The organism is Ruegeria sp. HKCCD3925 (assembly GCF_057221175.1).
On the sequence record NZ_JBWVBI010000001.1, the window covers coordinates 72,833 to 98,518 of the forward strand.

Sequence of the window (25,686 nt, forward strand, 5' to 3'; positions counted from 1 at the left end):
GGAGGCAAGCGGTAACTCGCCCTTCACGTCCGATCAGTTATGCGGCTCAATCCAGCCTTACCTGCCTGGCGAGGGCAGGTGCAGGTTCGAATGAAACTCGGCAAGGGACTGCTTGGTTAAGACCTCGCCCTTCGAAGCCTCAAAAAATGCGCGTTCAGCTTCCTTTTCTGCGACCAGAGCATCAACTCTCAGGTCCCTCACATCCGCGCGCAGAGCGTCGCGCGCCTCCTCGTAGGTTTCAGCATCGCGCAGCTCATCCTCAAGCGCACTCAGCTTGTCATCATAGTCCGGGTCCGCAGGATCAAGTGCGGCGATATCATCGGCGATGTCTTCGCTGCTGCGGCCATCGTAGTCTTCGTTCAGATCACGCAGTTCGCGACGGGTCTCATAGAGGTCACCGCGCAGGTCGTAATAGGTTTCCGCCGCCGCCTGATAGGTCGCGATTTTGCCGACATTGCTGTTGGGTGAAGCATTGCGGAACGCTGGGGCCGCTGCCTTAGACGCATTCAGGTTACGCAGCTTGTCCGAGCCATAGGGATCGGTGATCGCTGCAACAAGCGGGTCGCGGTAATAGCGGTAGCGGTCCTTCTTGCGATCGGAATATGGCTTTTCGTAGCGCAGTCGATAGTCGGTTTCATCATAGATCTTCTTATCGTCCGAATAGCGGTAGCCGTCAGGATCGTAAGGCACCGGCTGGATCGTTGCCCAGTCCTTGTGCCGGTGGTTTGGCTGTGTCAGATCGAGATTGCCGTGGAACTCGCCCAGCGTCGCCTTGGTCAATGTACGCCCTCTCGAAGCGTCATAAAAGGCAGCCTCCGCATCTTGCAACGCGTCGCGGGTTTCGTATTTCAGATCCCTCAGATCCGCGCGCAGATCGTCGCGCGCCTCCTCGTAGGTTTCAGCGTCTCGCAGCTCATCCTCAAGCGCACTCAGCTTGTCATCATAGTTCGGGTCTGCAGGATCAAGCGCGGCGATATCATCGGCGATATCTTCGCTGCTGCGGCCATCGTAGTCTTCGTTCAGATCACGCAGTTCACGGCGCGCCTCATAGAGGTCACCGCGTAGATCGTAATAGGTTTCCGCCGCCGCCTGATAGGTCGCGATCTTGCCGACATTGCTGTTGGGTGAAGCATTGCGGAACGCCGGGGCCGCTGCCTTAGACGCATTCAGGTTACGCAGCTTGTCCGAGCCATCGGGATCGGTGATTGCTGCAACAAGCGGGTCGCGATAGCGACGCTTGCCGGGCTTCTTATTGTCATAGTGCTTGGATTTATAATCTGTGCGAGCAACAGGTCGCGGGGAATACTCAACAGGAGCAACCGAGGCCTTGCGGTACGATTTCTTTACCCGGTTCGCGCTTGACTTGGTTTTTACCGGCGAACGCTTGCCAAATAGTTGCTCGACATCGCGTTTAAACTCTCTTCCAAAGCCCGCCAGTGTGGTCTTTTGTACCTTGCCGTTCCGTCCCTTAGCTTTAGCAGAGGTTTTGGCTGACCGGTGGTGTTTTGCCTTTTGCTTCTTGTTGAACCCGAAAGCCTTTTCCACGCGGTGCGTTTTGGACTTGGCCTTGCCGGCATCTTTACCCGCGCTTTTGGAACCCTTAGCTTTGCCGGATTTTCCCTTTTCGCCACTTTTGTTGCCGTCGTTGCCTTTTCCGGACTTACCCTTGCCTTTGTTGCCATCGTTGCTTTTTCCAGAATTACCTTTGCCGCCGCCGCGGCCCTTTCCATTGCCATTATCATTCTTGGCATAAGCGGCGTCAGGGGAAAGTACCAATGTCGCGGTCGCACCCGATGCAATTGCGAACGCTGTAATGGTCAAAACAGATGTCAGGATATTTCGTAGTTTTGAAATGGTCATCTCAGCCCCCCAGCTTCAATCCCTTTGTCGTATATCACGAATTCGAGAGAGGCAGGGAATTTTGCCGAGATTGTTTCTTTGGTGGTGCTTTTGACGCGAATATCTCTGAAAACTAGGCCTATTGTTTCCGGTTTCTGAGTCAACCAGGACTCCGATGCTGACTAGCGCGTCAGTTCCCGCATACCTTGTTCCAAACCCGCCAGCGTCATGGGTACCATGCGATCTTCGAATATCTCACGGATCATGCCGATCGAATGGGTATATTCCCAATACTTCTCTGGCACTGGATTGATCCACAGGTTCGATGTCCACTGTTCGCGTGCACGGCCCAGCCAGACTTGGCCAGATTCCTGATTCCAATGCTCATTTGCACCGCCGGGATAAGCGATCTCGTAGGGACTCATCGAGGCATCGCCGACAAAGATGCATTTGTAGTCCGGCCCGTATGTGCGCAAAACCTCGTGCGTCGGAGTTTGCTGATCCCAGCGGCGGCGATTGTCGCGCCAGACGCCTTCATAGAGGCAATTGTGGAAGTAGTAATATTCCAGATGCTTGAATTCTGTGCGGGCCGCCGAAAACAGTTCTTCCACAACCTTGATATGCGGATCCATCGACCCGCCCACGTCCAGAAACAGAAGCACTTTGACGGCGTTGTGACGTTCGGGACGGGTTTTGACATCCAGATAGCCGTGTTCAGCTGTTGCCTTGATCGTTCCGTCCAGATCAAGCTCTTCGGCAGCGCCTTCGCGGGCCCAGCGGCGAAGGCGCTTCAGAGCGACCTTGATGTTCCGGGTGCCTAGTTCAACAGTATCGTCTAAGTTCTTGAATTCACGCTTGTCCCAGACCTTGATCGCGCGCTGATGGCGGCTTTCCTTCTGTCCGATGCGTACGCCTTCGGGGTTATAGCCATAGGCGCCGAAAGGTGAGGTGCCCGCGGTGCCGATCCACTTGTTACCGCCCTGATGGCGACCCTGTTGGTCCTTGAGGCGCTCGCGTAGCGTCTCCATCAGCTTCTCAAAGCCACCAAGCGCCTCGATCTCGGCTTTTTCTTCATCCGACAGGTGCTTTTCGGCCATCTTTGCAAGCCACTCGGCAGGAATATCGACCGCCTCGAGTACTTGATCGAAACTGATTTCACCCAACCCTTCGAAACTGGCGGCAAAGGCACGGTCGAACTTGTCGATGTTGCGCTCGTCTTTCACCATCGAAACGCGGGCGAGATAGTAAAACGCCTCGACATCGTATGTCGCCAAGCCCTTTTTCATCCCTTCCAGAAACGTCAGGTACTCGCGCAGAGATACGGGAATGCCAGCGTTTCGGAGGTTTTCGAAGAAGGGCAGGAACATCGTTCTATACCAGGCGGACAATGACCAGTGAAATCACCAGCCCGACCAACGCAAAGGCAATGCCGTAACCTGCAGCGTATTGAGCCATATCAGCACCGCTTCCGTTACGTTTGCGTGCTGTCAACGCGCCCAGAATCGCGCCCAGAATAGCCATGCCCAGAACCACTATCATGTGACGTTATCCACCCGTGCTTGTGGCGGCTGACTGCGCGATGTCTTGTGTGACCGAGCGCACCACCAAATCCGAGCCGAAGCCGTAACGTGCCCATCCGATACTGTCCAGCCGAACGCGACGTGCCTGATCTAGTTGACCGGACTGCCGCAGCGCCTCGGATTTGAGCAGCAGCAGGGTGGCCAGAAGGGCGGCGTTCTCGGCCTTGGTCATGACATTGATTGCTTTGTTCAATTCGGGCAGGGCCTCGGTGCCCTGACCCTGTGCCAAAGCAAAGGCTGCGGTTTGTGCCGTGATATGAGCGCGCTGAATTTCCGTTCCCGGGGTGGCATTCAGGTATTTCAGGGCAATTTCATATTGTTGCTGCGCCGCCTCGGGGTCGTCGAATTGCCCCATGCGCCCCAGCAGATAATGCGGATAGGCGCGGCGGTGGTCGGTCCAGCCTTGCTGTTGACCAATTCGCGCTGCCTCGTTCGCAGCGTTGACGCGTTTGGCCGTACCAGCGCCAGCCCCCAAAGCGCGTTGAACTGCGTTAATCCAGGCCCGAGGTGTCTCAGTAACCTGTTGTGGCGCAACCCGATCCCCTCTGGGGTTCAGCCGGCTGAGAACGCCGGGCAGAACCGCTGCCACCTGTTCGCGTGTCATGCCATTTTGCAACTCAGGCGCATAGGCTGCGCGCAGGATCAACATGTCGAATCCGGTCAGAACCGTGTGGAAATTGTCGTCGTTGAATACTGAATCGGTTAGGCGATAGAGGTCGTTCAGAGGTCCAAGTGCCTGAGCCAATTCTTCATGCAGGCAGTCCCGAATTTCCTGTGGGCTGGCATCGTAGGGGATGAATATCCCGATCCGTTCACGTTTTCGCAGTTCGGTCCAGTTGCTTTTGCTTTTGCGCCTGTCACGGCGGTATTCTTCCAGACTTGAAGAGTTGGGAACGACGAAGCAGGCGGCCTGCGGCAGGATGCGGCGGATCTGTTTCTGGCTTACAGCCTCGATCGTGATGTTCGCCTGACCCTCTGGAATCTGCCGGATGTCGATCTTCGCCTCACGTTGCAACCGGGTCAGTAGCCGGCTCAGGTCGGTCTGCATCGTTGGTGGCGGTGTCCCAGTCAGACGCACCGTGATGGGTCCATCAAACCGGGTGAAAACGGGCAACTCTGCGCCGCTCTCAAGTGCGAAATGCAGCGATAGGAAATCTGCGGCGATGTTCTTGTTTGAACGGGCAGGCGGGCTTGGACGAGCAGCGCCGAAGGATTTAGACGGCGGCAGCGAAGCTTCAATCACCTGGGTACGAGTCGGCGTCTCGATCCGGTCGACCGTGGTGCAGGCAGACAGCGCCGCCAGAAGGAGAGTTGCGCCCAAAAGCCTCATGGTCGCTGATACTTCAGAAACGGCGACAACTTGCCGATGCGGTCATAGAGTTTGCGTGCGGTATGGTTGTTTTCCTGCGTCAGCCAATAGACTGAGGGGGCTTTCTGCCTGTCCGCTTCTTCATAGACGGCCTCAATCAGGGCGCGCCCAACTCCGGTGCCTCGCGCTTCTGGGCGGGCATAGAGATCCTGCAGATAGCAGACACTTTCTTCCTTCCAGGCGTGGCGATGAAACAGGTAGTGGGTCAGTCCAAGCAGTTGCCCATCCAAATCCGCGACAAAACAGGAAAAGTCATTCGGATCATCACCTAAGAGCCGCGCAAAGGTGCTTTGGAAAGTCGAATCCGGCACTTCGGTTTCATAAAATGCCAGGTAGTCACGCCACATTTCGGCCCATTGATCCCGGTCTTCTGGTCGCAAGGGGCGAATTGTGAGGGCGTTAGACATTTTACTATTTCCTGCTCTGGTGGCCCGATTGGCGCGGGGTCTTTCGTTGATGTAATGCTGACACCCGACCGTACCGATGACAAGCTGTGATCACCGCTTGCTGCGCGCCATAAAGGCCAGCCGTTCAAACAGATGTACGTCCTGCTCATTTTTTAGAAGCGCACCATGTAGCTTGGGCAGTGCATTCACACCGTCGCGTTTAAGGTCCTCAGCGCTCAAGTCCTCAGCCAAGAGCAGTTTCAGCCAGTCCAGCACTTCCGAGGTCGAGGGCTTTTTCTTCAAACCCTGCGTTTCGCGGATTTCGTAGAACTGGGTCAGCGCGGTGGTCAGCAGCGCATCTTTGATGCCGGGGTGATGGACTTCGACGATACGGCGCATCGTGGCTTCGTCTGGAAAGCGGATGTAGTGAAAGAAGCAGCGGCGCAGGAATGCGTCAGGTAGTTCCTTTTCGTTGTTCGACGTGATTATGACGATCGGGCGGTTCTTAGCACGGATCGTCTCGCCGGTCTCGTAGACGTGGAACTCCATCTTATCGAGTTCTTGCAGCAGGTCGTTCGGAAACTCGATATCAGCCTTGTCGATCTCGTCGATCAGCAACACGACCTTTTCATCCGCTTCAAACGCCTGCCACAGCTTGCCCTTGCGAATGTAGTTCGAAACATCATGCACGCGCTCTTCGCCAAGCTGGCTATCGCGCAAACGGCTGACCGCATCGTATTCATACAGTCCCTGCTGCGCGCGCGTTGTGGATTTCACGTTCCACTCAATCATCGTCAACCCCAGCGCGCCTGCGACCTGTTTCGCCAGCTCGGTTTTGCCGGTACCGGGTTCGCCCTTGACAAGCAGCGGGCGTTCCAGCGTGACGGCAGCGTTCACGGCAATGTTCAGATCGTCGGTGGCAACATATTCTGCGGTGCCTTGAAAACGTGCGGTCATGGGACCCCTCATGTGGTTTCCGCGGAATGCGGGCTGGGTTTGCTCTGCTCGGGTTACAGAGAGGCAAGGTTATTTACAAGCCGGGCCGCAGCGTCGCGAGAGGATGGGATGGGCTGTAAGTCCAATCTGTTTTGGGCGATTCGTTCGGGGCGGGGTATCGCAGGGGTTGAAGCTGCCTGAAAAACGCCTTGCGAGAACCACAGAAAAACAAGGTTTTGTTGTTACAAGTCTCAATATTAGAGCAGTCGGAGTGACGCGGCGGCGAGGCATACGTTTGTGTAGTGACAATCTCTGCCCCGTCGGATAAACGCTCCGCAGAAGGGGGTGCCGAATGTCAGGTAATACAATCGCAACCGACGTTTCAGGCCATACCGAGGGAGCAAATATGAAGCAGGAAGTTTTTCTGCCGGAAGATTACCGTCCGGCTGAAGATGAACCTTTCATGAATGATCGCCAGCTTGAGTATTTTCGCCGCAAGCTGATGGATTGGAAGACAGAACTACTCGCAGGCAGCCGTGATACGATCGAAGGTCTGCAGGACAACACCCGAAACATTCCCGATGTCGCTGACCGCGCAAGCGAAGAGACCGACCGTGCGCTGGAACTGCGCACCCGGGATCGTCAGCGTAAGCTGGTGGCAAAAATCGACTCGGCCCTGCGCCGGATCGAAGAAGGGGAGTATGGATATTGCGAGAAGACCGGTGATCCGATCTCGCTCAAGCGCCTAGATGCGCGTCCTATCGCGACTATGACGCTTGAGGCGCAAGAGCGTCACGAGCGCCGCGAAAAGGTCCACCGCGACGATTGATCGCTGGGAAATTGCAACAAAACAACTGCGCCGGGGCCTGTCGCCTCGGCGTTTTTGCGTTATGGCAGGTCCATGAATATCAATGGTCTGAATTTCTGCGTCATTGGCGGCGGCATTGGGGGCATGGCGGCGGCACTCGCACTGCGAAGTCAGGGTGCTCAGGTGACGGTTCTGGAGCAGGCCCCAGAACTGACCGAAGTTGGTGCTGGATTGCAAATCAGTGCGAACGGGATGGCGGTACTGCGTGCGCTAGGCGTTGCTGGTAAGGTCCCGGAAGCTGGACAAATCTCGGGTGGGACCGTTCTGCGCGATTACCGTAATGGGCGCGTGATCAGTCGGGTCCCGGTCCCTGCCGCTGGGTCGACTTACTATTATCACCGGGCAGATCTGCTGGACCTGTTACACAAAGCCGCCTTGCGCTCTGGGGTGGATATTCGGCTGGATGCACCTGTCGCCACGGTTCATAAACACCCAAGCGAAGCCGAGATCGTTCTGGAAAGCGGCGAAAGGCTGCGTGCGGAATGCGCGATCGCTGCAGACGGTGGGCGCAGCACTATCCGTCCGATCTTGAATGGCCCCGAGGTCCCGGTGTTCACCCACCAGGTTGCCTGGCGAGCAACGATCCCCTGGACCCAGCGAGAAGAATTGCCATGCGCGTCCTTGACGATGGGGCCAGGTCGGCACGTTGTAACCTACCCGCTGCGCGATCAACGCCTCGTGAACATCGTGGCCATAGAAGAGCGTTCCGACTGGCAAGAGGAAGGCTGGCGACGTCAGGGTGATCCCGACGACCTGCGAACCCGGTTCGCCGATTTTGGCGGACCGATTGGTGACATATTGTCAAAGATTGACGAGGTTCACCTTTGGGCGCTGTTTCTGCGCCCCGTGGCGCAAATCTGGCAGAATGGGCGATTGGCCTTGCTTGGGGATGCGGCGCACCCGACGTTGCCTTTTATGGCCCAAGGAGCTTGCCTAGCACTGGAAGATGCCTGGGTCCTGATACGCGCGTTCCAGGACAACTCAGGCGTCGCCCGCGCATTGGCTACCTATGAAGCCACTCGACGACCGCGTGCCAGGCAAGTGGTTGGCGCCGCAGGCGCAAATGCGCGTAATTTCCACCTTCGTGGGCCAATGAGGCTGGCCGCGCAGGCCGCCTTAATGGCGGCTGGTCCACGCTTGGCACGGCGCTACGAGTGGATCTATAGCTACGACGCGACCGCGTAAGCGTTCACAGGTCGAGATCAACCCAGACCGGCACATGGTCCGAAGGTTTTTCGTGCCCCCTCACTTCGGCATCGATCCTGCAATCACGCATCAAATCTGCAGCTTGCGGCGTCAGAAGAAAGTGATCGATGCGAATCCCGTCGTTTCTGTTCCACGCACCGGCTTGATAATCCCAGAATGAGTAATGACCGGGGCCTTGCGTTCGAGCGCGAAATGCTTCGGTAAAGCCCAGATTCAATACCTTGCGGAATGCAGCACGACTTTCGGGTCGAAATAGCGCATCCTCGCGCCAGGCGTCGGGGCGCTTGGCATCTTCGGCCTGCGGGATAATATTGTAATCCCCGGCCATCAACGCGGGTTCCTCTGATGCCATCAAATCGCGGGCACGATCATAGAGGCGCTCCATCCACTCAAGCTTGTAGTCATATTTCGGTCCCGGCACCGGATTGCCATTTGGCAGATACAATCCGCAGATGCGCAGTGCTCTCTTTCCTATGACAGTAGCTTCGATCCAGCGCGCCTGCTCATCACTTTCATCACCGGGCAACCCACGGGAGACATCCTCAAGCGGCAATTTCGAAAGGATTGCAACGCCGTTGAAGCTCTTTTGCCCGTGGGTTTCAACGTTATATCCGCGCCCCTCGAAAATCTCGCGGGGGAAATTCTCATCGATTGATTTGATTTCCTGCAGCAACACGACATCGGGCTGTGCCTCATCCAACCAGCGAGGTAACGCCTCGGCCCGTGCCTTGATACCGTTGATGTTGAATGTGGCGATTTTCATGCGTGATCCTCCGGTGCCATTGGCAACCTATCGCGCAGAATACACGCAACGGCAAGTTGCCGAACAAGTTAGCGAGGCTCTGCCTCGCGCTCCGAGGTATTTTGGGCCAGATGAAGAAACGGATTCTTAACCATATTCGTCAAAACTGAGTATGCGGTACAGGCGGAGGCGCCGATGACCGCGCCAGGTGAAGCTCTCTGACTTTGACTGTCAGAGAGCGGATCCCTCTTCATCTGGCTAAAAATACCTTGGGGGTGTGGGGGCAAAGCCCCCACCGGAGCTACATCGAGAACGATGTGCCGCAGCCGCAGGACGAGGTGGCGTTGGGGTTCTCAATCACGAAGCGCGCGCCGATGAGTTCCTGTGTGAAATCAATTACCGCGTTCTCCAGAAACGGCAGAGAGATCGAGTCGACGATGACCTTTTGGCCTTTGCCCTCTAGCACCAAATCGTCCTCTTTCGGCACATCCAGGGCGATCTCATATTGAAATCCGGAACATCCGCCACCCTCCACAGCGACACGCAGGGCCTGGCCCTGATCTGCGGCACCGATTTCGGCCAGGCGTTCAAAGGCGCGTTCTGTGACTGTTGGGGGCAGATTCATGCCGGTCTCCAAAGGTTTATTTCCTTAGCATCGTACAATATATGGAACCTGACGACAGGCGACAAGGACAAGACCTTTGGACAGAGCGGGTTTTGCCTCGGACCCAGGCCGCGCAAGGGGGCGGCTTGTACCTGAGGAGGAAAGCAGTTTTCGGTCATGCTTTCAGCGCGACCGGGACAGGATTATTCACGCTAGCGCATTTCGGCGGCTCAAACACAAAACCCAAGTGTTTGTTGAGCATGAGGGTGACAGTTATCGAACCCGCCTGACGCATTCCATAGAAGTGGCTCAGGTGGCCCGAACGATTGCCGGGGCCTTAGGCCTGAACGGCGAATTGACCGAAGCGGTCGCGTTGGCGCATGACCTCGGGCATACACCGTTTGGTCACACGGGCGAGGACGCTCTGCATGCGTTGATGGAGCCATATGGTGGCTTCGATCACAACGCGCAGGCCATTCGGATCGTAACCAAACTTGAGCGTCACTACGCCGAGTTCGATGGGTGCAACCTGACCTGGGAATGTCTGGAAGGGATAGCCAAGCACAACGGGCCGGTCACTGGTGCATTGCCTTGGGCATTGGCCGAGTGTAATCGGGGCTTTGACCTCGAACTCCATACTCATGCGAGCGCTGAGGCGCAGGTTGCGGCGCTATCGGACGACATTGCCTACAACAACCACGATCTATTTGACGGATTGCGGGCGGGATTGTTCAGAGATGAAGACATTCAGCAGCTTCCCATAATTGATGCCTGTTTCGCCGAAGTGGATGCCAAGTATCCGGGTCTTGACCCTTATCGCCGTCGGCACGAGGCGCTCAGACGGGTATTTGGCGTCATGGTTTCGGATGTTATCGACACCTCACGCGCGTTGATAGCGGCCTCGGGGGCGCAGTCGGTCGAGGATATCCGCCATCTGGGTTATCCGGTCATTCAATTCTCGGATGATCTTTGGGCGAAGCTCAAACAGATCCGCGCCTTCCTGTTTTCGCGTATGTATCGCGCACCGAGCGTGATGGAAGTGCGCGCCAGTGTCAGCAAGGTGGTTGAGGAACTGTTTCCGATTTACCTGTCCGACCCGAAACAGATGCCCAGGCACTGGCATGTCGATATCGAGACGGCAAAGGATGAGACCGCGCTGGCCCGCATCGTCTCGGATTATATCGCGGGCATGACCGACAGGTTTGCGCTGCAAGACCATGCCCGGCTTACCGGAGATCACTCGATCGCAATATAGGCGATGGCCCAGACCTGTTGGCTGGCTTGTGTTTGAGCCAGTTCAGCATCATTCGTGGGCGGGAAAACGATCATCGTGGGGCCGTAACTACCAATGCCCATCGGCACGCCATCCGCGTGGGTGGCCACGATGGGTTGATGTGTCTCGATGCTTTCCCATGGGATTTCAGCCTGATAGCCATCCATAGCCATGGGCAGAGCAGATTTGCCCCTCGCACCTGCCATCGTCATCACGTCGGACAACAGTGGGCCGGAAAAGGTATAGTCGCGCTGGTTCTCTGGCGGGCCGTAGGGGATGGTGATTTCGATCTGTTCCAACCCGTCCAGCATGGCAGCGTCAAAGCCTGCTGCACCGTCATGTGTGACTTCGAGAAAACCCAACAGCCCACCGTCGTTCTCAGCGCGCGCGGGCAGATTGGTTTCGGTGATGGCGCCACCGAGCGTCAGCAATACGTGGCCTTGAGGTGAGGGCATCTCGGCCCATGTGGGCAGGGCGGTGGTCAGCAGCAAGGCGAAGGGCAGGGTAAGGCGCATTCAGGGGCTCCGGTCACGGTTTTCCCCGACCTTAGCCCTGATAGCGGTTAATCCAAGCGCAAAATTTAGGCGTCCATTGACCTTGGCGCTTTGCGTGGTAAACCCCGCGGCAAGCAAAAGGACATCCGAAATGAACCTGTTTTCCGAGATCCGCGGCCTGGTACTGGACGCGCTGGCGCAGATGCAGTCCGAAGGCGCGCTGCCTGAGGGGCTGAGCTTTGACAACGTGGCGGTTGAGCCTCCGCGCGATGCGGCGCATGGCGATATGGCGACCAATGCGGCGATGGTACTGGCGAAACCAGCGAAGATGAAGCCGCGGGACATTGCGGATGTGCTGGCAGGCAAGCTGTCTGCGGACGGTCGGATCACCAGCGCCGAGGTGGCAGGTCCGGGCTTTCTAAACCTGCGGCTTGCGCCTTCGGTTTGGCAGGGAGTGTTGGCTGCGGTGCTGGAAAAGGGCACCGATTATGGCCGTTCGACCATGGGACATGGTCAGAAGGTGAACGTGGAGTATGTCTCGGCCAACCCGACCGGCCCGCTGCATGTGGGCCACACGCGGGGTGCGGTGTTCGGTGATGCGCTGGCAAGCCTGCTGGCCTATTCGGGCCATGATGTGACCCGCGAATACTACATCAACGATGGCGGCGCGCAGGTGGATGTGCTGGCGCGGTCGGCCTATGAACGGTATCGCGAGGCGAATGGTCTGAGCCCAGAGATCGCCGAGGGGCTGTACCCGGGCGACTACCTGATCCCGATCGGTGAAGCGCTGAAAGAGAAATACGGCGACAGCCTGATCGACAAGCCGGAAAGCGAATGGCTGGAAGAGCTGCGCAACTTTGCCAGCGACGCGATGATGGACCTGATCCGCGCCGACCTGAAGGCGCTGGGCGTTGAGATGGATGTGTTCTTCTCAGAGAAGTCGCTCTACGGCACGGGTCGGATCGAGGCGGCGCTTCAGTCTTTGACCGACAAGGGCCTGATCTACGAAGGCGTGCTTGAGCCGCCCAAGGGTAAGAAGCCCGAGGATTGGGAGCCGCGCGAGCAAACCTTGTTCAAATCTACTGAACACGGGGATGACGTCGACCGCCCGGTCAAGAAGTCGGACGGCAGCTGGACCTATTTCGCCCCGGATATCGCTTATCATTATGACAAGGTGAGCCGTGGGTTTGACGCGCTAATCGACGTGTTCGGTGCGGACCATGGCGGCTATGTCAAACGGATGAAGGCGGCCGTTTCGGCTCTTTCCGATGGTAAGGTGCCGCTGGATATCAAGCTGACCCAATTGGTGAAGTTGTGGAAGAATGGCGAGCCATTCAAGATGTCCAAGCGGGCAGGGAACTTTGTCACGTTGCGCGATGTAGTCGATCAGGTCGGGCCTGATGTAACCCGTTTCGTGATGCTGACCCGCAAGAACGACGCACCGCTGGATTTCGATTTCGACAAGGTGTTGGAACAAAGCCGCGAAAACCCGGTGTTCTACGTCCAATACGCCCATGCCCGCGTCATGAGTGTGCTGCGCCGCGCCGCTGAGGCCGGGATTTCTGCCGATGATGCTACGCTATCAGGGGCAGATCTGGGCAAGATCGACCACGCCTCTGAGCTGACCGTTGCCAAGAAGCTGGCAGAATGGCCACGTCTGGTTGAAATCGCCGCTCGCACAAATGAACCGCACCGGGTTGCCTTCTATCTCTATGAATTGGCAGGAGATTTCCACGCGCTGTGGAACAAGGGCAATGACGAAACCCAGTTGCGTTTCATTCAGGATGGCGATGTTGCCACAAGCCAATCGAAAATCGCACTGGCCCGGGCTGTTTCTGTTGTGATTTCAGCGGGCTTGGGTATTCTTGGCGTTACCCCGGCGCAGGAGATGCGATAACAAATATCGCCCGAACCGCCGGTCTGAGGCAGACAAGAAATGACCCGCGCGCCACTATTTGCGGCGCAATCGGGCGGTGAGGCGGAAATGGCACGTTACGATTACTCGGGGCAGCATAGCCCCGAGCAGATGCATTACTCGAATCAATCGCATCCTGAAGATGCGTATGATTATCCTGATGAAAGCTATAGCTATGATGACGCCCCGCGCGCAGGCGCTGGGCTGGGCCGTATTGTCAACGTGCTTGGTGCGGTTGCGTCTTTGGCGCTGGTCGCCGGAGTCGGCGTTTGGGGCTACCAACTGATCATGCGCGACGTCAGCGGGGTACCGGTCGTGCGCGCCGCCGAAGGACCCATGCGCGTGCAGCCCGAAAATCCCGGCGGGACGCCTGCTGATCATCAGGGCCTAGCGGTGAATGCAGTTGCCGCTGTCGGGACTGCTGCACCGCCGGCAGATCGTCTGATCCTCGCACCGCGCCCCGTGTCTCTGACTGATGAAGACACGCCCATGACCGCGCTTGAGGCCACAAATGCAGTGCAAGTGATTGAGGAACCCGCCACTGATCAGGCGATCGTGAACGCTCTGGCCGAAGGGCTCGCCGCCGAACCTCTGCCTGAACAGACGCCTGAGCAGGGCGTGCAATTGGCTTCCCTGGTCACGCCCGAAGAAGAGCCCGCGATTGATCCGGCTGATTACGCCGCGCAACAGCCCGACCCTAAGATTGCTGCACTGCCTGGTGTGCGCCGGTCGCTGCGTCCGCATGTGCGTCCAGCCCGCGCTACGCCAAGTTCTATTTCGTCCAACAGCGCTACGGAAGCTGCGATCAATGCTGCAGTAAAGGCTGCTGTTGGTCTGGACGTTGATCCCGATACATTGACCAAAGGCACGCGACTTGCTCAGCTTGGGGCATACGAAAGCGCCGATGTGGCGCAGGCCGAATGGGCTCGTTTGAATGGCCGATTTGGAGAATATATGGATGGAAAACAGCGTGTTATACAGAAGACTTCAAGCGGAGGACGAACCTTCTATCGCCTGCGTGTCATGGGGTTTGATGACCTGAGCGACTCGCGCCAGTTTTGCGCGGCCCTAGTCGCGCAGGGTGCAGACTGTATCCCGGTCGCCGTCCGGTGAGATTTGGCGCGGTTATCACCGATGCCGAAGGGCTGCGCCTGACGCCGGATGAAAAAGCTTTGTTCAAAGAGATGAACCCGTTCGGGTTCATTCTGTTTGCCCGCAACATCGAATCCGCTGACCAGACCCGCGCCTTGTGCGAGGACTTCCGCGAGGCGGTTGGCCGAAATTGCCTAATCACAGTCGATCAGGAAGGTGGCCGCGTACAACGTCTGCGCGCACCTTTAGCCCGTGAATGGTTGCCCCCTTTGAATCATGTCGCGCATGCCGGAGATCAGGCCGAGCGCGCGATGTATCTGCGCTATCGTCTGATCGCGCATGAACTGCTGGGATTGGGCATCGACAGCAATTGTGCGCCGATGGTCGATCTGGCCCGCGAGGGTACTCATGCGTTCCTGAAGAACCGCTGCTATGGGTCTGATCCCGAAAAGGTTTCCGCGATTGGTCGAGCCGTTGCCAACGGACACCTTGATGGCGGAGTGTTGCCGGTAGTAAAGCACATGCCCGGCCACGGTCTGTCGACGCTCGACAGTCATCACGAGTTGCCGCATGTGGATCTTTCTCTAAGTGCACTGGAAGCAGCAGATTTTGCACCATTCCGCGCGCTGAACGACTTGCCGATGGGGATGACGGCGCATTTGGTTTATGACCAGATCGATCCACGGCCCGCAACGATTTCTGCTGGAATGATGACTTTGATTAGGGAGCGCATCGGTTTCGACGGTCTGATTATGACCGACGATATCACGATGAAAGCCCTGAACGGCGCGCCCGCCGACTTGGCCCGACAGGCACTGGACGCTGGATGCGATGTTACTTTGCACTGCAACGGGGCCTTTGAAGAGCGTGCTAAGGTGCTCGAAGCCGCTGGTGAGATGTCGGATGCGGCACAAGCCCGCGCAGATCGGGCGTTGGCTCGACGCCAGCCGCCACAGGAACTTGACATCCAAGCCGCCGAGGCGGAACTATCTGCCCTAATGGGCGGGCAGGTATATGCAGGATAACCTTTTCAGCGAAGACCCGGTCTCGGTAGCCGATCGGCTGGCCGCCGAGGCTTTGATTGTGGACGTCGACGGGTTTGAGGGTCCGCTCGATGTGCTTTTGACACTTTCGCGTACGCAAAAAGTGGACTTGCGCAAAATCTCGGTTCTGGCGTTAGCGCAACAGTATCTGACCTTTGTCGAAAAAGCGCGTCAGTTGAGGATCGAACTGGCCGCCGACTATCTGGTGATGGCCGCTTGGCTGGCCTTTCTGAAATCCCGCTTGCTGCTGCCTCCGGACCCGGATGATGAGGGTCCTTCGGGTGAAGAACTCGCCGCGCACCTCGCGTTCCAATTGGAACGCTTGCAGGCCATGCGCGATGCCGCGGCGCGCCTGATGGCGCGTGATCAATTGGGCCGCGATTTTTTCAAACGCGGGCAGGGTGAGGATGTTAGGCGTATCCGCACCGTGACCTATTCCGCCACATTGCTGGACTTGATGCAGGGCTATGCGCGTATCCGCACGCGCGACGAGTTCCGCCCCTTCGTCATGGACCGCGACGCCGTTTTCACCATGGAACAAGCGCTTGAGCGGATGCGGCCCCTGATAGGCTTTGCCGGTGCGTGGACGGATATGGAGACCTACCTGCCCGAAGGCTGGGATGCTGATCCGGTTCGGCGACGCTCTGCTACGGCTGCAACCTTCGCAGCCTCGCTTGAGCTGGTGAAAGAAGGACATATGGAGATCAAGCAAAGCGAGACATTTGCGCCGATCCATCTGCGTAAGAGGACTGAGACACGTGACTGACGCCAACGAAGAGACAGGCACACTGTTCGAAGCGCCGCCCTTGGCGGAACAGGAACGTATGGTCGAGGCCGTGCTGTTTGCCAGCGCCGAGCCGGTGACGATTGGTGATCTTGAAGCGCGGATGCCCCATGGCAGCAATGCCGCGCAAGCTGTTGAATCGCTTCAGAAACGGTACGAAGGGCGCGGGGTGCGTGTGGTGCGCGTTGGTGAGGCTTGGGCGATCCGCACAGCCCCCGATCTTGGCTTCCTGATGCAGAAGGAAACGGTTGAGACCCGCAAGCTTAGCCGGGCGGCCATCGAAACGCTGGCGATCGTGGCTTATCACCAGCCCTGCACGCGTGCGGAGATCGAGGAAATCCGGGGCGTGTCCGTTTCGCGCGGAACTATCGACCAGTTGCTCGAAATGGAATGGATCCGGCTGGGCCGCCGCCGCATGACACCGGGCCGTCCGGTGACATTCGTCGTAACGCCTGAGTTTCTGGATCATTTCGGGCTGGAAAACGCCCGTGACCTGCCGGGCCTGAAGGAGTTGCGCGCAGCCGGACTGTTGGAGAATCGCCCACCCCCTGGTGCTGTGCCGCTGGGCGAAGGAAAGGGTGATGACGAGGACGAAGATCAAACCGAGCTGTTCGAAGAAGAGTGATCGGACGGCCCTTTTATTGCCGCAGATCGCACCTATCCTAGGGTGCACATAACGGAGTTGAGCCAATGAATGCCAATCGGATCATCGATATGATCGTGCGCCGGGTGATGCGTCGCCTGGTGAACCACGGTGTGGACAAGGGTATTGATATGGCCAGCAAGGTGGGCCGCAAACCGGGTCAGTCTGATGTTGAGAATGGCCCCGAGGCGGATCGCCAGATGCGCAATGCGACCAAGCGCCAAAATCAAAGCGCAAAGCAGATGCGGCAGGTGTCGCGTCAGATGCGTCGGTTCATGAAGTTCTGAAACTCAGCCCACAGCTTTGAAATGTTTGGACAATTTCAGGCCTTGACCCTGATAGTTCGAAGCAATCCCAGCACCATATAGCTGTGTCGGCATTTCGGCCATCTTCTCATAAACCAGGCGCCCGACGACTTGTCCGTGTTCCAACACAAATGGCGCTTCGTGGCAGCGCACTTCCAGCACCCCGCGTGATCCGGCACCGCCTGCTTCGGCATGTCCAAAGCCCGGGTCAAAGAATCCGGCGTAATGTACCCGGAACTCGCCGACCATAACGAGATATGGGGCCATTTCAGCAGCATACATTGGCGGGATATGCACCGCTTCGCGGCTGACGAGAATGTAGAACGCGCCGGGGTCGAGGATGATGCGACCGTCCTTGGTATGCACCTCTTCCCAGTATTCCTGCGGGTCGTATTCGCCGATCCGATCCAGATCGATCACCCCGGTATGGGGCTTGGCGCGATAGCCGACCAGATCGGTATCGGGCAGTTGCAGATCGACCGAAAACCCCAACCCGTCCTGAATGACGGCTGGCCCATCAACCAACGGCGTTTGACCATGCAACGCGGTCAGCTCGGCGTCGCTGAGTACCGCCTGACCTTTGCGGAAACGGATCTGATTCAGACGCATTCCGGGGCGCACCAGAACCGAGAACGATCGCGGGCAGATCTCGGCATAAAGCGGACCTGTGTAGCCTGCGGGAACCCGATCAAACTCGGTTCCGCCATCAGTGATCGTGCGCGTGAGCAAGTCGAGCCGCCCGGTCGAGCTTTTGGCATTGGCCACCGCACTGATGTCATCGGGCAGGGCGAGCGATTCCATCAGCGGCACCAGATAGACACAGCCCTTTTCCAGAACAGCGCCTTCAGTGATGTCGATGCGGTGCATCTCAAACTCGGCCAGCCGGTCTGCGACAGAACGCCCTTCGCCCGCCAGAAAGGACGCGCGCACCCGGTAAGCCACTGTTCCCAAACGTAGATCAAGGCTTGCCGGCTGCACCTGTGCAGGGATGATGTCCGGGCTGGCGGTGATCTCACCGCGTGCAATCATCGCCTCAAGCTGTTGGTTTGGGCAAACACCTGTCATCTCGATCCCCTCTGCTGCCAGAGCGGGATCTGGCCTATGTGCCATAAACGTCGGTGTGATTTGGTCGGGCTAGCAGGACTCGAACCTGCGACCTTCCGTCCCCCAGACGGACGCGCTACCAGGCTGCGCCATAGCCCGACGTTGAGGTGTTCATAAAGACTTTCCCGGCGGGGGCAAGAGGAAATCATCGCCTTTTTTGCTATCCCGCCGTGTGGTGTTCGACGCGATCCAGCCACCTGCGCAGGTCCTTGGCGATGGGTGCAATCTGGTGCAACAGCTCATCGTCATACTCGTCACGATTCCATGCCAGCGAGGCAATACCACCCATCAGCGGCGCTGCATCCAGCTCAGCCGGTATCGGTTTGGGTTCGGGGGTTGCGACGGGTTTCGGAGCCTCTGGGGCAGGGGAATGGGCGGGTTCGCCCAAATCCATGTCGATCTGGTTTGCGGATGGTTCCGGCGCTGAAGCGAACGGAACCACAGTATCGTCGATGCTGGGTGCGGGCGCGTTTTCGTCCAGGCTAGGTGACAGCGATGCAACATGCGCAACGCCCTGTTCCCGAAGGATACGCTGAACACCTTTGATGGTAATCCCGTCCTCGTGTAGCAGTTTCTTGATACCGCCCAGCAGGCGCATATCATTGGGGCGATAATATCGCCGCCCACCGGCGCGTTTGACGGGTTTGACTTGGGTAAATCGGCTTTCCCAGAAACGCAGCACATGAGCCTGAACTCCGAGCCAGTCCGCAACTTCACTTATGGTGCGAAAGGCATCGGGGGACTTACTCATAACCTGGATGTCCTGAACTTACTTGCGGTTCCCTGCGGCGACGCGATCCTTCATCAGGTGCGACGGACGGAATGTCAGTACACGACGGGGCTGGATCGGAACCTCTTCACCGGTTTTAGGGTTGCGACCGATACGGGCAGTTTTGTCCCGAACGCTGAAGGTGCCGAAGGACGAAATCTTGACCTGTTCGCCACGCACCAGCGCGTCAGACATGTGGTTCAGAACGCTTTCGACCAGCTGTGCGCTTTCATTGCGTGACAGGCCAACCTCACGAAAGACGGCCTCGCTCAGATCCATTCGGGTCAGTGTTTTGTCGCCCATGCTTTTTCCCCTGTTGATGTCTGAGCATATGGCTATGCAAAATTCGCTGTCAATATCAATGAATTGCAGGAGGCTCTGTAAGCCGGATTGTGCCGGTCACCAACGCAGTGCGACCGCACCCCAGGCCAGACCGCCACCAATCGCCTCTGTAACGATCAGATCGCCGGTTTTGATCTGGCCGTTTTGCTTGCCCACCGACAGGGCCAGAGGGATTGAGGCTGCCGATGTGTTGCCATGGTCCTGAACGGTGACCACAACGTTATCCATCGGCAGGCCCATCTTCTTGGCGGTGCCCTGAATAATGCGGATATTGGCCTGATGCGGCACGATCCAGTCAACATCGTCGCTGGACAGACCTGCACGCTCCAGCGCGACTTCTGCGGTTCGGGCCAGTTTCTCGACCGCATGACGGAAGACCTGATTGCCCTGCATCCGCAAGTGGCCGGTGGATTGGGTCGAAACCCCGCCATCAACATAGAGAAGGTCTTTGTAGCGTCCGTCCGAATTCAAGTCGGTCGCAAGAATACCGCGATCATCCGAAGTGCCCTGACCCTCTTGCTCTTCCAGAACCAGTGCGCCCGCGCCATCGCCAAACAGCACGCAGGTCGACCGGTCGGTCCAGTCCATGATTCGTGAAAAGGTCTCGGCGCCGATCACCAGTACGCGCTTGGCCTGACCGGACAGGATCAGGGCGTTGGCGTTGCTGAGCGCAAAGACAAACCCTGCGCAGACCGCCTGTACATCGAAGGCAAAACCTTTGGTCATGCCCAACCGGGCCTGTACCATGGTTGCCGCCGAAGGAAAGGTCAAATCAGCTGTGGAGGTTGCCAGTACAATCGCGTCGATATCATCCGCCGTCAGTCCGGCATCAGCCAGTGCGGCTTCGGCCGCTTTGGTGGCCAGATCGGAAGTGGTTTCGTCCTCGGCCGCGAAGTGTCGCCGCTCGATCCCGGACCGGGTGCGAATCCATTCGTCCGTCGTATCCAGCGTTTTCTCGAACTCAGAGTTCGGTACAACGCGCTCTGGCAAATAATGCCCGACACCTACAACAACTGAGCGGCCTGCCATGCTGGGGTACTGCCTTTTTTGTTATTATTCCGATTGAGACACGGAATGGGCCGCATCTTGTGCAAGTGCGGCTGTTGATGCAACCCGTGCCGCCAATTTTTCGGCGAAACCGGATTCAGCCAGAGTGAAGGCCAGCTTAACCGCTGCGGAAACGCCGGTTGCGTCCGCTCCGCCGTGGGATTTCACCACGGTTCCGTTGAGTCCCAAGAACACGCCGCCATTGACGCGGCGCGGGTCTATCCGCTTTTTCAGACGATTCAACGAGGTGATTGCCAGGATCGAGGCCAGCCGGGATAGGGGCGAGTATTTGAACGCTTCACGAAGCAAATCACCGATAAGGTTCGCGGTGCCTTCGCCGGTTTTAATGGCGACATTTCCAGTGAAGCCGTCGGTCACGATCACGTCAGCTTTGTCGCCGGGGATATCGCTGCCTTCGACAAAGCCCACGAATTCGAAATTCGCCTGATCGGCAAAGTCCGAGATCATCGCGTGGGCTTCCTTCAGTTCGGCGCGGCCCTTGTGTTCTTCGGTGCCGACATTCAGCAACCCGATCCTAGGGCGGCTGAGCGCCATACCGTTGCGCGCGTATGAAGCCCCCATCAGCGCGTATTGCAAAAGGTCCTTGGCATCAGCGCGCACATCTGCGCCGACGTCCAGCATCACGTTGAACCCATGCGGATTGCGCGAGGGCCACAGGATCGCGATGGCAGGGCGGTTCACGCCGGGCAGCTTGCGCAGCCGCAACATGGACATGGCCATCAGCGCGCCCGTATTGCCGCAGGACACTGCGCCGTGCGCTTCACCTGCACGCACCGCTTCCAGAGCGGACCACATCGACGTGCTCTTGCCGCTGCGGACAACCTGGCTTGGTTTGTCTTCCATCGTGACCACGTCCGGGCAATCACGAAAAACGACGCGCCCATCAAGGACACGCCGTTTGGCAACCAGCTTGCGTAGTTCCTGTTCCTGACCGTGCAGGATGAACCCGATCTTCGGGTTCTTGTCCGCAGATTTTGCAATGCCCGCCACAACGACGGCAGGGCCCGAATCTCCGCCCATAGCGTCAACCGAGATGATGATCCGTCCGGTCTGCGTGGGCTGATCCGTCATGCCTTGGCCTGCGTCCAATCAGGCTTAGGCCGCGTCTTCGTCCAGGTCGATTTCGTCGGCCTGAGCGACGACTTCACGATCGTCATAGTGGCCGCAAGATGCGCAAACGTGGTGTGGGCGCTTCAGTTCGCCGCAGTTCGGGCATTCGTTCGGGTTTGCAGCAACCAGAGCGTCGTGTGCGCGGCGGTTGTTGCGACGCGACTTGGAAACTTTGTTCTGTTGGACGGCCATGGTCTCAACCTTTGTCTGATATGGGCTGACAGAATCGCTGTCAGCCGGGTTACGTACTTTGTTTTCTCGTGGTTTGACGCGCGTTTAAGGGGCTTGCCCCGCAATGTCCAACCCAAATTCCAATGAGCGCGCGAAAATACTGCGATTCTCGTCATGTTCAAGCGGTTTTTCTGACGGCCTGCTATGACAGGAAATCCCTCGCCTGTCACTCGTCTTTTTTCATCGCATCCCGCAGCCCCGCCAAACCAGCGAAGGGTTTTACATCCTCATCCGTGAGGGCCTGTTTGCCCGGTTCGGTATAGTCTATCTGGCCCAGCTCGACTCCATCCTTCCGTGGGTATTGGGGCAGGGCCAGCGACAGCGCTTCAACCATGATCAGCGCAGGATCGATCTCGGGGCCAAGCGGTTCGGTCTCGTCATCCTCGGGGATTTCGAACTCGGGCTCTTCCGGATCGCTCCAATCGGCCACAAAGACGCGACTCACCGGGGTGTCGATGCGTGTGGTCACAGGTTCCAGCGTCACGACACAAGGTTGGATCACCGTTGCGCCCAGCTTGCCAGAAAGCATCCAATCCCGTTTGCCCTGCGCGCGTAATTCGCCGACAAAGCTGAGCTTGCGCAGGCCAAGCAGGCCGAGCTCTTGTTTTATGGCCTCCAGCGCCTCGCCGGTCGGGCGCAACTCAAACGGGGTCGGAGCGTTTTGCGGCAGGTCTGCGACGCGTAAAGATGTCTGGTTGCTCATTCGTGAGGTTTTCCTGTGTTGAACCGGAGCCTTGGTTTCTGTAATCGGATAGGGTCCGCAAGGGGCCATGGCAAGAGGATGTGCATGTTGAAGGGTTTGAACAGGTTGAAACCAGCGTCGAAAACGCTTGTCTTTGCGGCCTGTCTGGCGGTCGCGGGCGCATGTTCACCAATCTTCAAGAATCACGGCTACGTGCCTCCGCCAGAGGATCTGGCCAAAATCAAGGTCGGCGTCGATACCCGCGATAGTGTTGAAGAAACCATCGGCGCGCCCAGCTCGGCGGGCGTGGTGCGGGATTCGGGCTATTACTATGTCGCCTCGCGCGTCCGTCATTATGGGCCCAAACGACCCGAGGTCGTTTCACGTGAACTGGTCGCGATCAGCTTTGATCAGCGCGGTGTCGTTCGCAATATCGAGCGGTTCGGCCTGGAAGACGGCTATGTCATCGTGCTGGATCGTCGCGTGACCGATTCCAACGTGGAAGACAAAGGCTTCCTGCGTCAGCTTCTGGGTAACATCGGCAACTTCAACCCGGCAAATATTCCTGGCGCAAACAACTAAAGCGACCAATTCTCTTGCAGTGGTCACAGGACAGTCACACATTCTGTAGTAAGGACCAGACAGATGTGACCGGTCAGCAACCGCAGGAGGATGCGACCATGGCGGTTTTGTTGGACAAGGGCCGATATCGCGCCCGCTTGGCGCAAACCGAGCAAGACGTGGCGGCGGCGCAGACGCTGAGGATGCTGACCTTTGCTACTGATGGTCAGGATTGTGATGCTTTTGACGAACGCTGCGCCCATGTTCTGGTCGAAGATCTGCAGGCCGGTGGGGCGTTGGTGTGCTGTTTCCGTATGCTGACAATGCAGGGCGGCTTTGAAATCGGACTCAGCTACTCGGCACAGTTCTATGACCTGTCGGCGCTATGCGATTTTACGGGACCGATGGTCGAGATGGGTCGGTTCTGTATCCACCCGGACTACAATGATCCGGATATCTTGCGTGTCGCGTGGGGCGCAATGACGGCGTATGTCGATCAGAACGGGATCGAAATGCTGTTTGGTTGTTCGTCATTCGCTGGAACCGAAACAGCCGAATATCTTGACGCTTTTGCGATGCTCAAACACCGGCATCTGGCACCAAGGCGTTGGTTGCCACGAGTCAAGGCGCCGGATGTGTTTCGCTTTGCGGCGCGTTTGCGCCGACGCCCCGATGTAAAACAGGCGATGCTGAGGATGCCGCCCTTGTTGCGCACCTATCTGATGATGGGGGGGTGGGTCAGCGATCATGCGGTGGTGGACAGGCACATGAACACCCTGCATGTGTTCACCGGCCTTGAAATCGGAGCAATTCCCCCAGCCCGTAAACGGTTGCTGCGCGCGGTGGCTGGGTGATTTGAGTATCTGGGAAAAGGTGAAGTTGGGGCGTTGACGCCTTGCTTTGGCCGGTTTAGCTGGCGGGTATGGCGAGAATTCCTTTATTGCAGATGTCCGGTATCTCTCTGACGTTCGGGGGCGATCCGGTGTTTTCCGATCTGGACCTTGTGGTTCAACCCGGTGATCGCGTCGCGCTGGTCGGGCGGAACGGGTCTGGCAAATCCACCTTGATGAAAGTTATGGCCGGGCTGGTCGAGGCCGATCAGGGTGAAATCGTCATCCCTCCGGGTAAATCAGTGGGTTACATGGAGCAGGATCCCGGAATGCAGGGATTCGCGACGCTTGGAGACTATGCCTCAAGCGGGTTGGAACCGGGCGAGCTGTATAAGGTCGAACGCGCGGGCGAAGGGCTGAAATTCGACCCTGAGCGTGCGGTCGAAACCGCTTCAGGTGGGGAAAAGCGACGCGCCGCCTTGGCCAAGCTGATGGCCGAAGCGCCGGACCTGATGTTGCTGGACGAACCGACGAACCACCTGGATATCGAGGCGATTGCGTGGTTGGAGCGTGAGTTGGGCTCGACCCGTGCAGCCTATGTTCTGATCTCGCATGATCGCGCTTTCCTGCGTGCGTTGACCCGTGCGACGCTGTGGATCGATCGCGGAGTTGTGCGGCGGCAAGAACAGGGCTTTGCGGCCTTTGAAAACTGGAGGGACAAGGTCTGGGAAGAGGAGGATCAGCAGCGCCACAAGCTGAACCGCTTGATCAAGTCCGAGGCGCGATGGGCCGTCGAGGGTATCAGCGCCCGCCGCAAGCGCAATCAGGGTCGTGTTCGGGCGCTACAAGCCTTGCGCGCCGAGCGTGCAGCGCAGATCAAACGTCAGGGATCGGCTGCCATGACGTTGGAATCCGGTCCGAAATCAGGCCGCAAGGTCATCGAGGCCAACGGCGTTTCAAAGTCATTTGACTCTCAGCAGATCGTGCGCAATTTCGATCTTCTGGTTCAGCGCGGTGACCGTGTGGCCTTTGTTGGGCCGAACGGTGTGGGCAAAACGACGTTGCTGAAAATGCTGCTAGGTCAGGTCGAACCGGACGAGGGTTCGGTGGTGCTGGGTACTAACCTTGAGATCGCCGTGTTCGATCAGGCGAGGGCACAGCTGGACCCGGAAATGAGCCTGTGGGACAGCTTGACCGGCGATCCCGAGATGCGGGTCTCGGGCAAGGCCGATCAGGTGATGGTCGGCGGGCAGCCCAAGCATGTGGTGGGCTATCTCAAAGAGTTTCTGTTTGATGATGCGCAGGCAAGAGCGGCTGTTAAGTCATTGTCCGGAGGGGAAAAAGCCCGGTTGCTGTTGGCGAAACTGATGGCAAAAACCTCTAACCTGCTGGTGCTGGACGAACCGACCAACGATCTGGATGTCGAAACGCTGGATCTGCTGCAGGAATTGCTGGACGACTATGATGGCACGGTGCTGCTCGTTAGCCACGATCGGGATTTTCTGGATCGTGTTGCGACCACAACCATCGCCATGGAGGGCAACGGGCGCGCGACCGTCTATGCTGGTGGTTGGTCCGATTACATCGCTCAGCGAGGTGATGTGATTGCGAAAAAGGAAGAAAAACCAAGGCCTTCAAAGCCGAAAGTGAAGCAAGAGGCGAAGCAGAAGGCGGGGCTTTCATTTTCGGAGAAACACCGACTTGAGAAGCTACCAGCAGAGATCGCGCGCCTTGAAGCCGAGATCGCCAAGCTCGAAGATCTGATGTCTGATCCTGAGCTGTTCACACGCGAACCGATCAAGTTCCAGAAGGCAACCGATGCCCTGGTCGAACGGCAGGTAAAACTGTCAGCGGCTGAGGAAGAGTGGCTGATGCTGGAAGAGAAGGCCGAAGCCGGTTGAGTCCGAGTT

The 25,686-nt window shown here is 57.8% G+C and carries 28 protein-coding genes and 1 tRNA gene; 12 read left to right on the plus strand and 17 right to left on the minus strand.

Annotated features, from left to right (window positions below; translation table 11 throughout):
- Positions 1 to 57: 57 nt before the first annotated feature.
- From AC2TEM_RS00340 to AC2TEM_RS00365, 6 genes are all read right to left on the minus strand, one after another.
- Positions 58 to 1,860, minus strand: coding sequence for a hypothetical protein (locus tag AC2TEM_RS00340; RefSeq protein ID WP_170422144.1), 1,803 nt, complete (start codon positions 1,858 to 1,860; stop codon positions 58 to 60).
- A 161-nt stretch (positions 1,861 to 2,021) separates the two neighbouring features.
- Positions 2,022 to 3,206: a vWA domain-containing protein gene (locus AC2TEM_RS00345; protein ID WP_170422142.1), complete on the minus strand. Its 1,185-nt coding sequence runs from the start codon at positions 3,204 to 3,206 to the stop codon at positions 2,022 to 2,024.
- A gap of 4 nt (positions 3,207 to 3,210) precedes the next feature.
- On the minus strand, positions 3,211 to 3,378 hold the full coding sequence (locus AC2TEM_RS00350) for a hypothetical protein (protein WP_170396648.1): 168 nt from the start codon (positions 3,376 to 3,378) through the stop codon (positions 3,211 to 3,213).
- A gap of 6 nt (positions 3,379 to 3,384) precedes the next feature.
- Complete coding sequence (locus AC2TEM_RS00355) at positions 3,385 to 4,749, minus strand: DUF2927 domain-containing protein (RefSeq protein ID WP_170406392.1); 1,365 nt, start codon at positions 4,747 to 4,749, stop codon at positions 3,385 to 3,387.
- Positions 4,746 to 5,195 (minus strand): GNAT family N-acetyltransferase, encoded by a 450-nt coding sequence (locus tag AC2TEM_RS00360; RefSeq protein WP_170422139.1) that lies wholly within the window; start codon positions 5,193 to 5,195, stop codon positions 4,746 to 4,748. The genes AC2TEM_RS00355 and AC2TEM_RS00360 overlap by 4 nt, the downstream gene beginning before the upstream one ends.
- A 90-nt stretch (positions 5,196 to 5,285) precedes the next feature.
- Positions 5,286 to 6,131 (minus strand): AAA family ATPase, encoded by an 846-nt coding sequence (locus AC2TEM_RS00365; RefSeq protein ID WP_170422136.1) that lies wholly within the window; start codon positions 6,129 to 6,131, stop codon positions 5,286 to 5,288.
- Positions 6,132 to 6,516: 385 nt separating this feature from the next.
- On the opposite strand from AC2TEM_RS00365, the gene dksA reads away from it, so the two are divergent.
- The gene (gene dksA, locus AC2TEM_RS00370; protein WP_074736317.1) at positions 6,517 to 6,939 is read left to right on the plus strand and encodes an RNA polymerase-binding protein DksA; all 423 of its coding nucleotides are present in this window, start codon (positions 6,517 to 6,519) and stop codon (positions 6,937 to 6,939) included.
- Between the two features lie 72 nt (positions 6,940 to 7,011).
- Positions 7,012 to 8,163 (plus strand): FAD-dependent monooxygenase, encoded by a 1,152-nt coding sequence (locus AC2TEM_RS00375; protein WP_170422133.1) that lies wholly within the window; start codon positions 7,012 to 7,014, stop codon positions 8,161 to 8,163.
- A gap of 4 nt (positions 8,164 to 8,167) precedes the next feature.
- Here AC2TEM_RS00375 and xth read toward each other — a convergent pair whose 3' ends face one another.
- Positions 8,168 to 8,947 (minus strand): exodeoxyribonuclease III, encoded by a 780-nt coding sequence (gene xth / locus AC2TEM_RS00380; protein ID WP_170422130.1) that lies wholly within the window; start codon positions 8,945 to 8,947, stop codon positions 8,168 to 8,170.
- 280 nt (positions 8,948 to 9,227) lie between these two features.
- Positions 9,228 to 9,551 carry a HesB/IscA family protein gene (locus tag AC2TEM_RS00385; RefSeq protein WP_170396659.1) on the minus strand — a complete coding sequence of 108 codons (324 nt, stop codon included), beginning with the start codon at positions 9,549 to 9,551 and terminating at the stop codon, positions 9,228 to 9,230.
- A gap of 76 nt (positions 9,552 to 9,627) precedes the next feature.
- Here AC2TEM_RS00385 and AC2TEM_RS00390 point away from each other — a divergent pair, with 76 nt between their 5' ends.
- Positions 9,628 to 10,785: a deoxyguanosinetriphosphate triphosphohydrolase gene (locus tag AC2TEM_RS00390; RefSeq protein ID WP_170422127.1), complete on the plus strand. Its 1,158-nt coding sequence runs from the start codon at positions 9,628 to 9,630 to the stop codon at positions 10,783 to 10,785.
- On the opposite strand, the gene AC2TEM_RS00395 is transcribed toward AC2TEM_RS00390, so the two are convergent.
- A complete protein-coding gene (locus AC2TEM_RS00395; RefSeq protein ID WP_170422124.1) occupies positions 10,767 to 11,318 on the minus strand; it encodes a molybdopterin-binding protein in 552 nt (183 codons plus the stop codon). The two genes, AC2TEM_RS00390 and AC2TEM_RS00395, sit on opposite strands and share 19 nt — an antisense overlap.
- A gap of 130 nt (positions 11,319 to 11,448) precedes the next feature.
- Here AC2TEM_RS00395 and argS point away from each other — a divergent pair, with 130 nt between their 5' ends.
- The 6 genes from argS to AC2TEM_RS00425 all read left to right on the plus strand — a co-directional run bounded on the left by argS (position 11,449) and on the right by AC2TEM_RS00425 (position 17,061).
- Positions 11,449 to 13,194, plus strand: coding sequence for an arginine--tRNA ligase (argS, locus tag AC2TEM_RS00400; protein WP_170422121.1), 1,746 nt, complete (start codon positions 11,449 to 11,451; stop codon positions 13,192 to 13,194).
- Positions 13,195 to 13,233: 39 nt separating this feature from the next.
- Positions 13,234 to 14,325: an SPOR domain-containing protein gene (locus AC2TEM_RS00405; RefSeq protein WP_480503319.1), complete on the plus strand. Its 1,092-nt coding sequence runs from the start codon at positions 13,234 to 13,236 to the stop codon at positions 14,323 to 14,325.
- Entirely contained in the window at positions 14,322 to 15,329 is a 1,008-nt protein-coding gene (nagZ, locus tag AC2TEM_RS00410; RefSeq protein ID WP_170422119.1) for a beta-N-acetylhexosaminidase, read from the plus strand. Before AC2TEM_RS00405 ends, nagZ begins: the two co-directional genes overlap by 4 nt.
- Positions 15,319 to 16,113: a segregation and condensation protein A gene (locus tag AC2TEM_RS00415; RefSeq protein ID WP_170422116.1), complete on the plus strand. Its 795-nt coding sequence runs from the start codon at positions 15,319 to 15,321 to the stop codon at positions 16,111 to 16,113. The genes nagZ and AC2TEM_RS00415 overlap by 11 nt, the downstream gene beginning before the upstream one ends.
- Positions 16,106 to 16,756, plus strand: a complete 651-nt coding sequence (gene scpB, locus AC2TEM_RS00420) for an SMC-Scp complex subunit ScpB (RefSeq protein ID WP_170422113.1) — start codon at positions 16,106 to 16,108, stop codon at positions 16,754 to 16,756. Before AC2TEM_RS00415 ends, scpB begins: the two co-directional genes overlap by 8 nt.
- A 65-nt stretch (positions 16,757 to 16,821) precedes the next feature.
- Positions 16,822 to 17,061, plus strand: coding sequence for a hypothetical protein (locus tag AC2TEM_RS00425; protein ID WP_170422110.1), 240 nt, complete (start codon positions 16,822 to 16,824; stop codon positions 17,059 to 17,061).
- A 3-nt stretch (positions 17,062 to 17,064) separates the two neighbouring features.
- On the opposite strand, the gene AC2TEM_RS00430 is transcribed toward AC2TEM_RS00425, so the two are convergent.
- The 8 genes from AC2TEM_RS00430 to AC2TEM_RS00465 all read right to left on the minus strand — a co-directional run bounded on the left by AC2TEM_RS00430 (position 17,065) and on the right by AC2TEM_RS00465 (position 22,406).
- Positions 17,065 to 18,144, minus strand: coding sequence for a 2'-deoxycytidine 5'-triphosphate deaminase (locus AC2TEM_RS00430; protein ID WP_480855942.1), 1,080 nt, complete (start codon positions 18,142 to 18,144; stop codon positions 17,065 to 17,067).
- A gap of 61 nt (positions 18,145 to 18,205) precedes the next feature.
- Positions 18,206 to 18,282 (minus strand) — tRNA-Pro (locus AC2TEM_RS00435).
- A 61-nt stretch (positions 18,283 to 18,343) separates the two neighbouring features.
- Positions 18,344 to 18,934, minus strand: a complete 591-nt coding sequence (locus AC2TEM_RS00440; RefSeq protein ID WP_170422104.1) for a MerR family transcriptional regulator — start codon at positions 18,932 to 18,934, stop codon at positions 18,344 to 18,346.
- Positions 18,935 to 18,952: 18 nt separating this feature from the next.
- A complete protein-coding gene (ihfA, locus tag AC2TEM_RS00445; RefSeq protein WP_008755922.1) occupies positions 18,953 to 19,255 on the minus strand; it encodes an integration host factor subunit alpha in 303 nt (100 codons plus the stop codon).
- Between the two features lie 96 nt (positions 19,256 to 19,351).
- The gene (locus AC2TEM_RS00450) at positions 19,352 to 20,323 is read right to left on the minus strand and encodes a beta-ketoacyl-ACP synthase III (protein ID WP_170406350.1); all 972 of its coding nucleotides are present in this window, start codon (positions 20,321 to 20,323) and stop codon (positions 19,352 to 19,354) included.
- Positions 20,324 to 20,347: 24 nt separating this feature from the next.
- On the minus strand, positions 20,348 to 21,433 hold the full coding sequence (gene plsX / locus AC2TEM_RS00455) for a phosphate acyltransferase PlsX (RefSeq protein ID WP_170396680.1): 1,086 nt from the start codon (positions 21,431 to 21,433) through the stop codon (positions 20,348 to 20,350).
- A gap of 24 nt (positions 21,434 to 21,457) precedes the next feature.
- On the minus strand, positions 21,458 to 21,664 hold the full coding sequence (gene rpmF / locus AC2TEM_RS00460) for a 50S ribosomal protein L32 (protein WP_008756996.1): 207 nt from the start codon (positions 21,662 to 21,664) through the stop codon (positions 21,458 to 21,460).
- A gap of 205 nt (positions 21,665 to 21,869) precedes the next feature.
- Positions 21,870 to 22,406 (minus strand): DUF177 domain-containing protein, encoded by a 537-nt coding sequence (locus tag AC2TEM_RS00465; RefSeq protein ID WP_170422102.1) that lies wholly within the window; start codon positions 22,404 to 22,406, stop codon positions 21,870 to 21,872.
- 84 nt (positions 22,407 to 22,490) lie between these two features.
- Between AC2TEM_RS00465 and AC2TEM_RS00470 the strand changes: the two genes are divergently transcribed.
- The 3 genes from AC2TEM_RS00470 (at position 22,491) to AC2TEM_RS00480 (ending at position 25,677) form a co-directional block, all read left to right on the plus strand.
- On the plus strand, positions 22,491 to 22,967 hold the full coding sequence (locus AC2TEM_RS00470) for an outer membrane protein assembly factor BamE (protein WP_170396685.1): 477 nt from the start codon (positions 22,491 to 22,493) through the stop codon (positions 22,965 to 22,967).
- A gap of 98 nt (positions 22,968 to 23,065) precedes the next feature.
- On the plus strand, positions 23,066 to 23,800 hold the full coding sequence (locus AC2TEM_RS00475) for a GNAT family N-acyltransferase (protein WP_170396687.1): 735 nt from the start codon (positions 23,066 to 23,068) through the stop codon (positions 23,798 to 23,800).
- Positions 23,801 to 23,868: 68 nt separating this feature from the next.
- On the plus strand, positions 23,869 to 25,677 hold the full coding sequence (locus AC2TEM_RS00480) for an ABC-F family ATP-binding cassette domain-containing protein (RefSeq protein ID WP_480790368.1): 1,809 nt from the start codon (positions 23,869 to 23,871) through the stop codon (positions 25,675 to 25,677).
- The last annotated feature ends 9 nt before the right edge of the window (positions 25,678 to 25,686 follow it).